Origin of the sequence: Blastococcus saxobsidens (assembly GCF_010682065.1) — a bacterium.
Taxonomy (GTDB): Bacteria; Actinomycetota; Actinomycetes; order Mycobacteriales; family Geodermatophilaceae; genus Blastococcus; species Blastococcus saxobsidens_B.
Window position 1 is genome coordinate 20,293 of record NZ_JAAGWG010000039.1, and the last position, 13,326, is coordinate 33,618.

At 70.2% G+C, this 13,326-nt stretch carries 16 protein-coding genes and 1 pseudogene; 5 read left to right on the forward strand and 12 right to left on the reverse strand.

Annotated elements, in window-relative coordinates; translation table 11 throughout:
- Positions 1 to 31: 31 nt before the first annotated feature.
- From GCU60_RS18325 to GCU60_RS18340, 4 genes are all read left to right on the forward strand, one after another.
- Positions 32 to 358 (forward strand): ArsR/SmtB family transcription factor, encoded by a 327-nt coding sequence (locus GCU60_RS18325; RefSeq protein ID WP_163207884.1) that lies wholly within the window; start codon positions 32 to 34, stop codon positions 356 to 358.
- Between the two features lie 378 nt (positions 359 to 736).
- Positions 737 to 2,761 carry a heavy metal translocating P-type ATPase gene (locus GCU60_RS18330; RefSeq protein ID WP_345770688.1) on the forward strand — a complete coding sequence of 675 codons (2,025 nt, stop codon included), beginning with the start codon at positions 737 to 739 and terminating at the stop codon, positions 2,759 to 2,761.
- Positions 2,758 to 3,687, forward strand: a complete 930-nt coding sequence (locus GCU60_RS18335) for a cation diffusion facilitator family transporter (RefSeq protein WP_163207859.1) — start codon at positions 2,758 to 2,760, stop codon at positions 3,685 to 3,687. Before GCU60_RS18330 ends, GCU60_RS18335 begins: the two co-directional genes overlap by 4 nt.
- 195 nt (positions 3,688 to 3,882) lie before the next feature.
- On the forward strand, positions 3,883 to 4,620 hold the full coding sequence (locus GCU60_RS18340; protein WP_239521412.1) for a ZIP family metal transporter: 738 nt from the start codon (positions 3,883 to 3,885) through the stop codon (positions 4,618 to 4,620).
- 317 nt (positions 4,621 to 4,937) lie between these two features.
- Here GCU60_RS18340 and GCU60_RS18345 read toward each other — a convergent pair whose 3' ends face one another.
- The 12 genes from GCU60_RS18345 to GCU60_RS18400 all read right to left on the reverse strand — a co-directional run bounded on the left by GCU60_RS18345 (position 4,938) and on the right by GCU60_RS18400 (position 12,875).
- On the reverse strand, positions 4,938 to 5,237 hold the full coding sequence (locus GCU60_RS18345) for a DF family (seleno)protein (RefSeq protein ID WP_163207861.1): 300 nt from the start codon (positions 5,235 to 5,237) through the stop codon (positions 4,938 to 4,940).
- 295 nt (positions 5,238 to 5,532) lie between these two features.
- On the reverse strand, positions 5,533 to 6,135 hold the full coding sequence (locus GCU60_RS18350; protein ID WP_163207863.1) for a cadmium resistance transporter: 603 nt from the start codon (positions 6,133 to 6,135) through the stop codon (positions 5,533 to 5,535).
- A gap of 96 nt (positions 6,136 to 6,231) precedes the next feature.
- Positions 6,232 to 6,810, reverse strand: a complete 579-nt coding sequence (locus GCU60_RS18355) for a class I SAM-dependent methyltransferase (protein WP_204262281.1) — start codon at positions 6,808 to 6,810, stop codon at positions 6,232 to 6,234.
- 153 nt (positions 6,811 to 6,963) lie between these two features.
- Complete coding sequence (locus GCU60_RS18360) at positions 6,964 to 7,545, reverse strand: signal peptidase II (RefSeq protein ID WP_239521413.1); 582 nt, start codon at positions 7,543 to 7,545, stop codon at positions 6,964 to 6,966.
- Positions 7,529 to 8,191 carry a cation transporter gene (locus tag GCU60_RS18365; protein WP_163207867.1) on the reverse strand — a complete coding sequence of 221 codons (663 nt, stop codon included), beginning with the start codon at positions 8,189 to 8,191 and terminating at the stop codon, positions 7,529 to 7,531. Before GCU60_RS18365 ends, GCU60_RS18360 begins: the two co-directional genes overlap by 17 nt.
- Positions 8,188 to 8,814, reverse strand: coding sequence for a methyltransferase (locus GCU60_RS20775; RefSeq protein ID WP_163207868.1), 627 nt, complete (start codon positions 8,812 to 8,814; stop codon positions 8,188 to 8,190). The genes GCU60_RS18365 and GCU60_RS20775 overlap by 4 nt, the downstream gene beginning before the upstream one ends.
- Complete coding sequence (locus tag GCU60_RS21405; protein ID WP_345770689.1) at positions 8,811 to 9,191, reverse strand: ArsR/SmtB family transcription factor; 381 nt, start codon at positions 9,189 to 9,191, stop codon at positions 8,811 to 8,813. The genes GCU60_RS20775 and GCU60_RS21405 overlap by 4 nt, the downstream gene beginning before the upstream one ends.
- Positions 9,192 to 9,301: 110 nt before the next feature.
- Positions 9,302 to 10,396 carry a CopD family protein gene (locus tag GCU60_RS21960; protein ID WP_163207872.1) on the reverse strand — a complete coding sequence of 365 codons (1,095 nt, stop codon included), beginning with the start codon at positions 10,394 to 10,396 and terminating at the stop codon, positions 9,302 to 9,304.
- Positions 10,389 to 10,979 carry a copper resistance CopC family protein gene (locus tag GCU60_RS18385; protein WP_163207874.1) on the reverse strand — a complete coding sequence of 197 codons (591 nt, stop codon included), beginning with the start codon at positions 10,977 to 10,979 and terminating at the stop codon, positions 10,389 to 10,391. The genes GCU60_RS21960 and GCU60_RS18385 overlap by 8 nt, the downstream gene beginning before the upstream one ends.
- Positions 10,980 to 11,070: 91 nt before the next feature.
- A complete protein-coding gene (locus GCU60_RS18390; protein ID WP_239521414.1) occupies positions 11,071 to 11,466 on the reverse strand; it encodes a cupredoxin domain-containing protein in 396 nt (131 codons plus the stop codon).
- Positions 11,467 to 11,547: 81 nt separating this feature from the next.
- Positions 11,548 to 12,492 (reverse strand): M56 family metallopeptidase, encoded by a 945-nt coding sequence (locus GCU60_RS18395; protein WP_051515494.1) that lies wholly within the window; start codon positions 12,490 to 12,492, stop codon positions 11,548 to 11,550.
- The gene (locus tag GCU60_RS18400) at positions 12,489 to 12,875 is read right to left on the reverse strand and encodes a BlaI/MecI/CopY family transcriptional regulator (protein WP_040336907.1); all 387 of its coding nucleotides are present in this window, start codon (positions 12,873 to 12,875) and stop codon (positions 12,489 to 12,491) included. Before GCU60_RS18400 ends, GCU60_RS18395 begins: the two co-directional genes overlap by 4 nt.
- 192 nt (positions 12,876 to 13,067) lie before the next feature.
- Here GCU60_RS18400 and GCU60_RS19965 point away from each other — a divergent pair.
- A pseudogene (locus GCU60_RS19965) lies at positions 13,068 to 13,326 on the forward strand (hypothetical protein); the annotation flags it as partial.

A 13,326-nucleotide genomic window follows, 5' to 3' on the forward strand; every position in this document is an offset into this window, starting at 1 on the left:
TATTCAGTGATCGCTGTACGGTGATGCGGTGATGCCTGTGCTGCACGCTGAAGTTCTCGCCCGCTTCGGTCACGCCCTGTCCGATCCCACCCGTACCCGCCTCCTGCTCGCGCTGCGCCAAGGGCCGGGGTACCCGTCGGAGCTGGCCGAGATGCTCGGCGTGACGCGACAGAATCTCTCCAACCACCTGGCTTGCTTGCGTGGGTGCGGCTTGGTCGTGGCGGTTCCCGAGGGCCGGCGCTCTCGGTACGAATTGGCGGACGCCCGGCTCACCCACGCCCTCGGCGATCTGCTGGGCGTCGTCCTGGCCGTGGATCCCGACGCCTGCCCGACCGCAGCGACGGAGGGCTGCTGCTGATGCTCCGAGAATCTCGTCGCACCCATCGCCGGCATGAGCGGCTCACAGGCAGCGGCCGCCGTTCTCATCCGGTCTTCCTGGTTGACGCCGTAGGCCATTCCCGGTCGGCCGCCCGATCCGGCCACGTCCGATCCGGCTGGGATGGCTGTGCATGCCTGGCCGCCCCTCAGGGGGCATGACATGTCCGACCTCTGCTGCGGTAGCGACGACGAGCGTCGCCCGGCCGGCGGCACCCTCGAGCGGACAAGCACCAAGACGACGATCTCGCTCGGGCTCGCGCCGAGCCCAGCAGTCGCCGACGCGCCGCCCGGCTCGGAAGGCTGCGCGGACGGTTGTGCCTGTTACGGTCCGACAGCGGCGCGGCCAGGAGGCACGCTGGTGCCCACCGCGCTGAGCGGGGACGGCTGTGGAGACCCCACCTGCTTCGCGCCCACACCGGGCGGCGAGGCGGTGGTGGAGCCCACCGCGCTGTGGCGGTCACGATCGGCGCAGCTGGCGGGCATCGCCGGGTTGCTGTGGCTGTCCGCTCAGCTTCTCGCATGGGTGACCGACGATGGGGCCGCCGCTACGGCGTCGACGGTGCTGGCGGCCGGTGCAGTGCTCAGCGGCGGCGCTACTTTCGTGCCCGGCACCGTCCGCGCGCTACGGCGTGGTCGGCTCGGCGTGGGCACGCTGATGACCGTGGCGATGGTCGGGGCGATCGCGCTGGGCGCCATCGGCGAGGCCGCGATGCTGGCGTTCCTGTTCTCCTTGGCCGAGGCGCTGGAGGACTATGCAGTAGCCCGGACCCGCCGCGGGCTGCGCGCACTGTTGGACCTGGTACCACCCCGAGCGACGGTGGTGCGCGCCGGGGTCGAGTTCGATGTCGATCCCGCCGAACTCGTGGCCGGGGACGTGCTGGTGGTCAAGCCCGGTGAGCGGCTGGCCACCGACGGGCTCGTGCAGACCGGGCGCTCCTCCGTCGACACCTCGGCCGTCACCGGGGAATCGGTGCCGGCCGAGGTGGGCCCAGGTGACGAGGTGTTCGCCGCCTGCGTCAACGGCGGCGGCGTTCTGCAAGTCGTGGTCACCGCCCGGGTGGCGGACAACTCCTTGGCCCGCGTCGTGCACATCGTCGAGGAGGCGCAGGAGCGCAAAGGCGCCGCGCAGCGGCTGGCCGCCCGTATCGCCCGTCCGCTCGTGCCTGCCATCTTCGTCGTCGCGACCGCGATCGCCGTCCTCGGCAGCATCCTCGGCGACCCCCAGGTGTGGATCGAGCGTGCTCTGGTAGTCCTGGTTGCTGCCTCACCGTGCGCTTTCGCGATCGCGGTCCCGGTCACGGTCGTCGCCGCCATCGGCGCGGCTACCCGCGCCGGCGTGCTGATCAAGGGCGGGGCAGCGCTGGAGGCCCTCGGCGGAGTGCGCGCCGTGGCGCTGGACAAGACCGGGACGCTGACCCGCAACCGGCCTGTCGTGGTTGCCATCGAAGCTCTGCCCGGGTCCGACCAGCGTCGGGTCCTTACTGTGGCGGTGGCGCTGGAGGCGCGGAGCGAGCATCCCCTGGCCGGTGCCGTGCTGGCCGCCTGGCCGGCGGACGAGCCTGCAGTCGAGCCCGCTGCGGACACCCATGCGCTGGCTGGCCAGGGCGTCACCGGCTCCATCGACGGACGGTCAGCACGCCTGGGCAAGCCCGGTTACATCGACCCCGGACCGCTCGCCGCGGTTGTGACCACCCACCAGGACGCCGGAGCGACCGTGGTGCTCGTGGAGGTCGACGGTCGGCTGCTGGGAGCGCTGGCCATTCGCGACGAGCTCCGACCCGAAGCTGCCGAGGCCGTCCGTGCACTGCATCGGCTGGGCATCAGCACCAGCATGCTCACCGGGGACAATGGCCGCACTGCCGCGCAACTGGCCACCGCCGCTGGGATCGAGCAGGTGCACGCCGAGCTCCGTCCTGAAGACAAGGCCACCCTCGTGGAGCAGTTGGGCCGCCACGGCAAGGTCGCGATGGTCGGCGACGGAATCAACGATGCGCCCGCGCTGGCCACTGCCGACGTAGGCATCGCCATGGGCGCCATGGGCACCGACGTGGCGATCGAGACCGCCGACGTTGCGCTCATGGGCGAGGATCTGCGCCAGTTGCCCCGGACGCTCGCGCATGCCCGTCGGGCGCGGCGAATCATGCTGCAGAGCCTGCTGCTGTCGGCGGCGATCCTGGTCGTGCTCATCCCGCTGGCCGCCTTCGGCGTCCTCGGACTTGGCACTGTCATCGTCACGCACGAACTTGCGGAGATCCTCGTCATCGCCAACGGCGTCCGCGCCGGCCGGCCGCAGGCCTACCGGCCGCCTGTAGCCCACACGTCGGCGCCGGTCACCGCCCACGTCGACCACCGGCAGCCAGTCAGCAACGGAGTTCCCCGGTGAGCCGCGGGCACGACCACGGGGGGACCGCGGGGGACGCCGCAGGTCGCCGTCGCAGGCTCGCGATCGTCCTGGCTCTCACCTCCACGGTCCTCGTGGTCGAGGTGATCGGTGCACTCATCTCGGGCAGCCTGGCCCTCCTGGCGGACGCCGCACACATGTTCACCGACGCTGCCGGGCTGGCGATCGCGCTGATCGCCGCAACCCTGTCGATGCGCCCCGCCACAGCAAAGCGCACGTGGGGTTACCGCCGCGCGGAGGTGCTCGGCGCCACACTGCAGGCGGCGGCGCTGTTCGCCGTGGGTACCTACGTCCTCATCGAAGGTGTTAGACGACTCTTCGAGCCCGCGGAGATCGCTACGACACCGGTCCTCGTCTTCGGCGCCGTCGGCCTCGTCGCCAATGTGATCGGCATCGTCGTCCTGACCAGGGGCGGCCGCAGTTCGAACGTGAACATGCGGGCGGCGTTCCTCGAGGTTCTGAACGACACCCTCGGTTCGGTGGCCGTTCTCCTCTCCGCCGTCGTGATCCTGCTGACCGGATGGCAGCAGGCGGACGCCGTCGCCTCCTTGCTCATCGCGGTGCTGATCATCCCCCGGACGATCAAGCTGCTGCGGGAGACCATCTCGGTGCTGCTCGAGAGCACGCCACCGGGTCTGGACCTAGACGACGTCCGTGGGCATCTGCTGGGCGTTCCGCACGTGCTGGACGTGCACGACTTGCACGCTTCCCAGATCACCAGCGAGCTGCCCGTCTTGACGGCGCACGTGGTGGTCGAGGACTCCTGCTTCCAGGACGGGCACGCGCCGCAGGTGTTGGACCAGCTGCAGGCGTGTCTGGCCGAGCACTTCGACGTCAGCATCGCGCACTCGACGTTCCAGCTGGAGAGTCCTGCGCACGCTGCACACGAGCTTGCGGCGCACGACTGACACTCCGGCGGCCGTCCCCTGCGGGAGCCACGGACGTCGTCGGATTCGAGCGGTACCACGGTGGCGCTGCCCGAAGGCATGGAGCCGACACCAGCAGCTACCTCTGCTCAGCCAAAACGATCGATCCGTTCACATCGCAGTGTGTCGGGTCGGTGTCATTCGCTTGCATTCAGGACAGGGTGGTAGTGGAGCCGGATGCTGAGTGACTTCCTGGTCGTTCTCGGGTTGGCTGCGCTGCCTGCGGCGGGCAACTTCTTCGGCGGTGTACTGGCGGAGATGTTCCGGGTCTCGGAGCGCGCCCTGAGCCTGTCCCTCCACCTCGCCGCGGGAATCGTTCTCGCCGTCGTCGGTCTCGAGCTCATGCCGGAGGCGCTGAAGGCCAGCCAGCCATGGGTACCCCTGCTCGCGTTCGTGGTGGGCGGCGCCCTGTTCATCGGTCTGGATCGGGCGATCGGCTACGTGCAGGCCCGGATGGGGCGCGACGAGCAGCAGAAGGGCCCGATGACCATCTTCGCCGGGGTCTCGATCGACCTGTTCAGCGACGGAGTCATGATCGGAACGGCGAGCGTCCTCAACCCGGCTCTGGGACTCCTACTGGCGCTCGGTCAGGTGCCGGCCGACGTTCCGGAGGGCTTCGCCGCCGTAGCGACTCTCCGAAACGCAGGCATTAGGCGCAGGCGACGAATCCTCATGGCGGCCAGCTTCGCCGTGCCGATCCTGCTCGGAGCCGCGCTCGGCTTCCTCGCCCTGCGCCAGGCTCCGGAGATCGTCACCCTTTCCGTGCTCGCCCTGACCGGTGGCGCCCTGGTCGCCGTCGTGGTCGAAGAGATGATTGGCGAGGCGCACGAGGGCGAGACGTCGCGCCTCGGTCCAGTCTTCCTGACGGCGGGCTTTGCCATTTTCGGCGCCATCTCGGTCTACGGGGGCGCGTGAGGCGCCACAGAAGGCCCTTGCCCGGCCTCCTGGACGCCGTCAGTTTTTCGAACGGCTCAGAGCTTCTCGATGGCCAACCGGCTCAAGCTCCGCTCGAGCCTCTGCTGCCTACGCTGTGGAATGATGAGGGGTCCGTCTTTGTCCTTTGCGCTCTCTGCCGCGGCCGATGCGTGCCGCCATCCACAGCGCACACCGCCAGCAGACGTGCACGCCGGGCGTTCCGCCGAGCTCGTGGACGCCTGTGCGGGGCCGCTCGCGTCCGCAGCAGCCACAGGTGACCGAGTCCTCGCTCGCCGAGGGAGGGCGTCCGCGCAGCCTCACGACAGCACGGCGCGGAGCTGCTCGACCGTGGGTGCGCCTGTCAGGCCGGCCTCGGTACGGAAGACCCGGCAGGACAGCCCGACGGGGGCGTCCGGCTCGGCGAACGGGTCCAGCCCGTCCACCAGGATCGTCGGCGAACCCCTGAACTCGGCGGCATCCGCCTGCTCCGGGGTGGTGACCTGGCGGTGCTGCACGTGCACGTCTTCTCGGCCCGCCTGCACGAGAGCAACTCGCAGCCGCTCGTCGGCCAGCTGCCAGTTCGGGCAGCCGTCGAAGTACAGCAGCTCCACCTTCACAGGAACCTCCTCCGTCATCGCTGGCGGTCAGCAGCGGCCGCGGAGCGGGCGCAGCCCGAGCAGATAGCGACTCCGGGCGTCGTAGCCAACATGCGCACTCGCCGACGGGCGTACACCCCTCCACAGCAGCCGCAGCGTCGCAGACCTGGCACGGCGGCAACGACACCGGGGAGCGTCAACATGCGCTCATGGTGTCCCGCTGGGTCGGCGGTGCCAAGGAGTCGACGGGCGGACTGCTCAGGTGAACGCATCCGCCGCCCCCAACGCTCATGGACTTCGTCCGGGGCCCGCGCTGCTACAGCCCAAACGCTCCGCCCTCGACGAGGATGACGACGCCGAGACCGATGAGGACCACAGGGAACAGCACGTGCTCCCACCGCTCGAGGAACTCGGCGATCGGCTTTCGGGTGGCGACGAACCGGGCCGCGACGACCAGCACGGCGACCAGGGCCAGGAAGACGAGGCAGTAGGCGACGATGCCGGCGGGCCCGACGGTGGCGAACACCGGGACGTAGACGCCGATGTTGTCTCCACCGTTGGCGAAGGTGACCGCGGCGACGGTCAGCGCGCTCACCGACTTGCCAGCGACCTTGCCCTCGTCGTCGTCATCATCGTCGTCGCGCCATGCCCGCCAAGCGGCGAGCAGGCCCAGCACCAGCGGGATCAGTCCGAAGTACGGGATCGCCTCCTCGGGCAGGAAGCTCCGGGCGCCGAGCGCGACGAGGACCGCGGCGGCCAAGATGGCGCCGAAGCCGAGGTACTGCCCCGCGAGGATCGCCGCCGTGGTGCCGCGCCGGCCGGCACCGCGGGCGTAGAAAAGGGACAGCACGATGATGTCGTCGATGTTGGTCGCCACGAACAGGCCGACCGCCTGCAGCGCCCAGGTCGTGATCGTCATGAGCTGCTCTCCCCGTTCAGGCGCGCCCGGTAGGACGCGGCGGTGACCGTCCGAGGTCGCAGTGACCAAGGCCGTTGACCGTGCTGCGCGTCGTTCTCAGTACGGCTTTGTGGCGGTGAACCGCATGGCTTGTCGACCGACCGCCGTGCGGACCTCAGCGGCCTGCAGCCCGGTCTGCGACAGGGCTGGTCGGAGCTGGTGGCGGAAGATCAGCTGATGAGGTGATCGGTCGGCCCAGTGGAGCCCCTTGGTCAGCGGTGTGGCGACCAGGTCGTAGCCGACGAAGCGACCGCCGGGTCGCAGTACGCGACTGACTTCTTCGAGCGCCTGCCGCCACTGGATGACGTGATGGAGCATCAGGTGGCTCACCACGACGTCGAATGACCCTTCGGTGAAGGGCAGGGCGGTGGCATCGGCGTGGCGCACGGTGACTCGCGGCTCGTTGGCGAAACGCCGTTCCGCCGCGGCCACCATCACCGGATCAAGATCGGTGACGGTCAGCTCGCAGTCGGGATGGCGCCGGATCGTCTCCTCCGCCATTGCGCCGCTGCCGCCGCCCAATTCGAGTACCGGGCCCCGCAGGAGCACTCCCTGCAACGCCCAGCCGAGGACCAGTCGGCCGGCGACCCAGCGCCACGGCGGGCTCTGGCAGAACCACCGCTCAGCGATGGACATGACAGGCATGCGTGTCTCCAAACTTCTCCGGCGGGCGTGACCGGTGGCCCTCAAGGACAGGGACGGCTGTTGGAGCAACCGGAACGAGCCGGCCGCAGAAGCTTCCGATGGCTGCCAGGGCGCTACCGATCGCCGCGTCGAGCCCGCAGGCGTTCATGCGTCGGACCTCGAGGCCTCGTCGGCGGAACGATCGCTGCGCAGGGACGCCAGGATGGCGACCGCAGCACCGGTGATGATCCAGACGTCGGCCAGGTTGAACGTGGGCCACCAGCCGGTGTGCAGGTAATCCGTGACGCGGCCGTCGCCGGCCCGGTCCACCAGGTTGGCCGTGGCGCCAGCCAGAACGGCGGCCAGGCCAGCGGGCAGCAGGCGGGAGGCCGTGGCAACCGCCCGCCAGGTGATCACGGCGATGACGCCCGTGAGGAGTCCGGTGACGGTCACCACGACCCAGCTCGGCAAGCCGGAGCCGAGGCTGAAGGCGGCGCCGCTGTTGTGTGCCAACTGCAACGCCAGGGGTCCCAGGTCGACAGTGCGGCCGTCTCCCAGGCCGCGCTCGGCGACCGCCTTGGCGCCCAGGTCGACCACCGCGAGGACGCCCGCGCCGGTGAAGACCGCCAGGCGGGTCCGTGCCGTCCGCCGGCGGTCGGCGCGGCCCGTTTCGGACCGCTCAGGAGCAGCGGCGACCTCCGGACCGACGACCTCCTCGCTGTGCGACGACTCAGTCGTCATCGTCATCGTCGTCGTCTTCGACGAGCTCGCCTTCCCAGGCCTCCCGGCCCTCGTGGATGGCGAACACGGCGATGACGAGGGCAGCGACTGGATCCAGCCATGAGGCGCCGGTCAGCGCGTACAGCCCGAGGCCGGCCAGCGTGGAGATGCTGAGCAACACGCAGATCCGGGTCTCGGCCGCGTCGGCGAGGATGAGCGGGTCACCGCCCAGGGCCAGCCCGACGCGGCGCTTGGCCGCGGCCAGCAGCGGCATGATGACGATGGAGGCGGCCAGCAGCACCAGGCCGACGGTCGAGGTGCTCGGCTCCTCGTCGCCGAGCAGGCTGCGCACCGCCTCCACGGTCACGTACGCGGCGAGGATGAAGAAGGTGATCGCCACGGCCTTGAGTGCGCGGCGCTCCTTGGCCTCATCGATGGCGCCGTGCCGCAGCCGCGCGGACAGCCGCAGCCCCACCAGGATGGCGGCCAGGGACTCGATGCCGGAGTCCACGCCGAAGCCGACGAGGGAGACCAGCCCGGCGAGGAGCCCGGTGGTGATGGCGATAGCGCCTTCGGCGACGTTGTAGACGACGGTGAACTGCGCCAGCCGCAGCCCGCGGCGGGTCAGCCGGTCGGTCTCCTGATCGCTGAGTACCGACGGTTCGGCGGTCACGCTGGAGTCCTCTCGGCGGAAGCGGGAGCGGTCAGCCGGCCGATGCCGGGGACGAAGCGGCCGGCGCGGGCCGCGTAGGCGTCGTAGGCCGCGCCGTGTACACCGCGCAGGTACGGCTCTTCCACAGCTCGGACCTGAAGTTGGACTGCGGCTACCAGCGCGATCAGCGCAAGCACGCTCACCCACGTCGGGGCCATCAGCACGACACCGGCCTGCGCGGCGGTCATGGCGGTGAAGATCGGGTTGCGGACGTGTGCGAACACGCCGCCGGTGACCAGGTCGGTGCGCTCGCCCGGGTCGACGCCAATCCGCCACGAGGCGCCCATGCCGGTCTGCGCGGCCAGCGTCGCGGCGAACCCGGCCAGCGCCAGCAGCAGGCCGGCGACCTGCACCGCCAGCGGCGGGTCGGCGGTCACGACGTCGGCCACCGCCAGCAGCGGCCCGGCCAGGCCGAGCACCATCGCTGCGACGAACAGCACCCCGCCCCACCAGCCGGCGTCGGCCGGAGTGCCCGAGATCCCGACGAACCCCGTGGACCCGGTGTGACGCAGCTGGATCCAGGAGCGCACACCAAAGAGCACGACGAGGGCGATGACGTAGAGGACGAGCGCGGCGACGGTCACGACGAGGTTCCCGTTCCGTACACCGGGCAGAGCGCAACTTGGTCACCGGTCGCGGCCAGCAGCTTTTCGGCCGAGGCGAGCAGCTCCAGCAGCTCGGGCTGGGTGCTCAGCGACCACAGCGACGCCCGGCCTTGCGGCTGGCTCTCCGCGAGGCCGCAGTCCCGCAGGCAGGCCAGCGCCGCGGACACCGAGCTCTGCGCGGGGCCGTCCAGGTGCCGGGTGAGGTCCACGACCCGGTGCGGGCCCAGCATCAAGTGGCGGATGATCGCCAGCCGCATCGGGTCACCGAGGCTGCGGAACAGGCACGCGGCCGTCGAGAGCGCACCGGCCTCATCGACCGGTGGCTCGGTCGTCCTCGTTTTCGTCGTCCTGGTCACAGCGCGCTCCATCCATCGGCGTTGTCCGATGATAGCGCCGCGAGCCGACAGGTCAACAGTCGTCTCAGACCCTGACTCGGGCGGGCTATGCAGTACTCACAGAACTGCGGTCACCCTGCCGCCGTGCCGGCGGCAGGCAGCAGCTGCTCGGCTGCGGCTGCGGCTGCGTCCAGCACCGGCGGGGGCGTGGGGGTGCGCGCCAGCCCGATGGCGAGCCCGATGGTGGCGGCGAAGAGGACAACCTCGACGCCGGCCAGTCGCAGGAATGCCCGCGGCTCCCCCGCCCGCAGCTCCGGAAGGGTCCGCCGGCGGTGCCATGCGGCCAGCGCCAGCAGCCCCACGAAGGCGACGACCTTCGCCAGCAGCACGACCCCGTAGCTCGTGTCGACCACCTGGCCGGGACTGGAGAACCGCGTGTAGGCGGTGGCGGCGCCGCTGCCGGCGACGACCACGGCCAGCGGTGCGGCGAGGCGGCTGAACCGTTCGACCGCGGTGGTCCGCGCCGGGCCGGTGAGCCTGGCGGCGAGCATCAGCGCCAGCAGGCCACCGGCCCACAGCACGACGCCGAGCACGTGCAAAGCAACGGCGGTGACGGCGAGGTCGTGGTCGGCCTCGTCGGCGGAGTGCGAGGTGAAAGCGGGCGGAACAGTCGCTATCAGAGCCACGAGGAAGAGCACCCGCGCGCCGACCCGACGCCAGACGATTCGGGCGAAGATGGCCACGACAGCGGCGAGGGCGGCGACCACGGCCAGGTCTCGCCCCTGCTCGACGCTTTCGACGAAGCTCCAGACGCCGCGCAGCGAGATCGCCGAGAACCCCGTGCCGAGGAAATCGGCGAGCAGCACCGGAAGCGAAGCCAGCGAGGCCAGCGACCAGGCCAGCGCACCCCAGCCGGCCAGCCGCACCCATCGGTAGCCGGCCGTACTCAGGACCGTGTCTCCCGGCACGAGAACCACGGCCCCGAGCAGGCAGCCCACGGTCAGTACCGCCGAGGCGTCGGCGATCAGCCGTAGGGCGGGCACCAGCCAGGCGACGACCGGCGGCGGGGCTGGAATGCCGGGGACCGAGACGACGGCGGCCGCGCCACCGGCCCACAGCGTGAGCGCACAGACCGCGATGGCCACCAGCGAGGAAACGAGGACCAGGAGGCCTCGGCGAGCCGTTGCCGGCGGCGAGGAGCTCTCGTCCACGCGCGGCTCAGCCACCGGTGTCGCCGCGCCGGCGCAGCGCGAGCCACGTGGCCACGATGAACAGCAGGCCCGCCGCGGCGAGGAGCAACCACAGGCCCCAGCTGCTGTCTGCGTCGCTGTCGACGGCCGGGGAGACCGCGGTCGCCGTGTTCGGGCTGGGTGCGGGCGTGGTCGGCAGAGTCGGCTGAGCCGGGGCTGTCTCCGTCGCCGCGCCGCCGGAGCCCGTCAGGGTGAAGGTGAGCTGGCCGGACACGGGATGGCCGTCATCGGAGACGACCCGGTACGCCACCACGTAGGCGCCGTCACCGCTCGTGCTGACCGGCTGTGACACGACCGCACCGTCGATGGCAGCTTCCCCTGAGGTGACCGACTCCCCGTCCGGGCCGGTGACAGCCACCTGGGCGAACTCCGAGGCGATCGCCGAGGAGAACGTGAGGCTGATCGCGTCCGGAGCGGCGGTCAGCGTCTCTCCGTCAGCAGGCGTCGAGGACTGCAGGCCGGTGTGGGCGGCAGCCGGACCGCCGCTGAGGACGAGCAGCAGCGAGGCGAGGGCCGTCGCCGCAACCAGGACCAGATTGCGGGGAACAGACGTGAACATGAATCCTCAGTGGCGTTGTTGGCGAGTGGCGCGGGGCTGAGCAGGAAACTGCCTCGACGAGTGGCGGCGGCGCGGGCGTACCTGCGTCCGGTCATCCTGGAGCCACGGTCATCGTCCCGATCTGGCCCAGAGCGACGTGGAACGAACACTCGAACTGGTAGTCGCCGGGCTGATCCACGGTGAACTCCATCGTGTCGCTCATGCCCGGTGCCAGGATGGGAATTTCTCCGGCGATCTCGGCCGGCCCGGCGCCGGGCGTGAACCGGAAGTTGTGCGTCAACTCCTTCGCCTCGCTGATGAGGGAGAGCCGCACCCGCCCGGCGGTCACCGTGAACGCGGCAGGGTAGAAGTCGTAGTCGTCGCGCACCAGCACTGTGACCTCCTGGGTCCCGTCCGGGGCGATGGAGACCGTTCCGTCGGCCGCAACGTCAGCCGGCGCGTCGTCGGACGACTCGTCCGGGTCCGAGCCGCAGGCGGACAAGACCATGGCGCCCGCCCCCGCTAGAGCTGTCAGCAGCACAGTTCGGCGACGCAACTCGACCATGGCTCTACTGCTTGCCGGTCACAGTCACGGAATGTTGCAGATGTCGCTCAGCGCGGCACACACGGCGGGGTAGCCGGCGATGAGCAGCGGCGCTACGACGACGGTCAGTGCACCGACGACAGCAACGCGGTACCGCCACGGATTCAGCGGCGGCTCCGGGGACAGGAGGCGTGAGACACGAAGAACCGCCGCATCCTGAGCCATCGCCAGGGCAGCAGCAGGTGCCTTCATCTCGGCAAGGCTCACGATGGCCGAGGCCAGGTTGACCCGGTCGACCCGCTGCAGCGCTGCGTCGTCCGCCAGCAGCTCGATCAGCTGCCGGGTCTCCCGGGTGGCCACCTGGAACAAGCGGACACGAGGGAAAGCGCGCGCCAGGATCTGCGACAGCGCCACAGCCAGGTTGTGGCGGCCGCGGAGGTGAGCCGCCTCGTGGGCCAGCACCCCATCCAACTCACAGCTGGACAGATTGCTCAGCGCTCCCCGTGTGACCACGATCTGCGCCGACCGTCCCGGCAGGCAGAAGGCGGCAGGGGCGGGAGTCTCGATGACGGAGATGCCCAAGCCGGCGTCCGTCTCGGTGATGAGGCTGAGAGAACGGCGTAGCTGACGGCGACTCCACCAGCCACCGCCCAGAACGCGCACTCCGCAGATCAGCACCCACATCGGGAGCGCACCGGCCAGAAAGGCACCGAAGAGCTTTCCCGGCAGCAACTCCGACTCGCCATAGGCGTCCGCGACACTCATGGCACAGGCGTGCACGACTGCGCCGAGATCGCCGGCAAGCGCCGTGATCGGGATCAATAGGGTGACGCCGGCGAGGACGACCGTGATCACCGCGCTGATGGTCAGAGCCTGCCAGGTGAAGATCGCCACGCGCGGTGCCTGCCGGGTCCAGGGCGCCGATGCCAGCCGCGGACCCACCAGGAGGATCGCGGCCGCCACGCAGAGCAGACTCAGGCTGGCGATCATGGTCCGCCGCCTTCAGCCTGCTGACCGCGCCGGCGCGCGCTCTCCACTGCCGACCTGAGCTGGGTGACGCTGTCGGAATCCAGGTCGGCGACGAAGTGCATGAGCACCTCCTGCCGATCTGCGGACTCCGCCAGCACGTCTTGCAGCAGGGCCGCTGCGTGCTGGGCCTGCGTGCGCACTGGCCGGTACAGCCACGCCCGGCCGCTCATCTCACGGGTCACCTGACCCTTGCGGTGCAGGTTGTCCATCACCGTCATCACGGTCGTGTAGGCGAGTTTGCGGGACGTGCTGAGCGAGGCCAGCACATCTCGGACGGTCGCAGGCTCCGCTCGCTCCCACAGATCCCGCATGATCGCCGCCTCAAGTTCTCCGAACGGTCGCATGGACCCACTTCCTCTCGCCGCGACTCCGCCGAAGCACCGTGACGGCCGCTCGTAGGGGACACGCCCCCACCGACCCCTTCTACGATCCTACTTAGGAGATGCCTCTACGATTCAGCTTAGAAGATCGATCAGCTCGCCGGGCGCAGCCCCAGCTGATCGTCGGCCCCGCCACCGTGAAAGTGAGCCGCGACGATGACGATCGCCCCAGCCCCGATCGTTTCCCGGCCAAGTCTGGCTCCGCCACCGACCAAGGGGTCGCGACTGACCAGCCTGCTGCGAACCACCGACCACAAGACGATCGGCCTGATGTACATGGTCGCGTCGTTCGGGTTCTTCATGATCGGTGGCCTGATGGCCATGTTGATGCGCGGCGAGCTAGGGCGTGTCTCCCAATCTCGGGGCCTGCGTGGTCGAGGCTGGGCGGGTGAGTCGTTTTCGGGCGTTGACCGAT

Excerpts from the sequence above, each read along its gene's own strand:
- GCU60_RS18395 (WP_051515494.1), bottom strand. The coding sequence starts at position 12,492 with ATGATCGCCAGCCTGAGTCTGCTCTGCGTGGCGGCCGCGATCCTCCTG.
- GCU60_RS18390 (WP_239521414.1), bottom strand. The coding sequence starts at position 11,466 with ATGGTCTTGTCCGCCTGCGGCTCGGACCCGGACGAGTCGTCCGACGAC.
- GCU60_RS18340 (WP_239521412.1), top strand. The coding sequence starts at position 3,883 with ATGCTGAGTGACTTCCTGGTCGTTCTCGGGTTGGCTGCGCTGCCTGCG.
- GCU60_RS18350 (WP_163207863.1), bottom strand. The coding sequence starts at position 6,135 with ATGACGATCACGACCTGGGCGCTGCAGGCGGTCGGCCTGTTCGTGGCG.
- GCU60_RS18360 (WP_239521413.1), bottom strand. The coding sequence starts at position 7,545 with ATGACGATGACGACTGAGTCGTCGCACAGCGAGGAGGTCGTCGGTCCG.
- GCU60_RS18355 (WP_204262281.1), bottom strand. The coding sequence starts at position 6,810 with ATGTCCATCGCTGAGCGGTGGTTCTGCCAGAGCCCGCCGTGGCGCTGG.
- GCU60_RS18400 (WP_040336907.1), bottom strand. The coding sequence starts at position 12,875 with ATGCGACCGTTCGGAGAACTTGAGGCGGCGATCATGCGGGATCTGTGG.
- GCU60_RS18325 (WP_163207884.1), top strand. The coding sequence starts at position 32 with ATGCCTGTGCTGCACGCTGAAGTTCTCGCCCGCTTCGGTCACGCCCTG.
- GCU60_RS18385 (WP_163207874.1), bottom strand. The coding sequence starts at position 10,979 with ATGTTCACGTCTGTTCCCCGCAATCTGGTCCTGGTTGCGGCGACGGCC.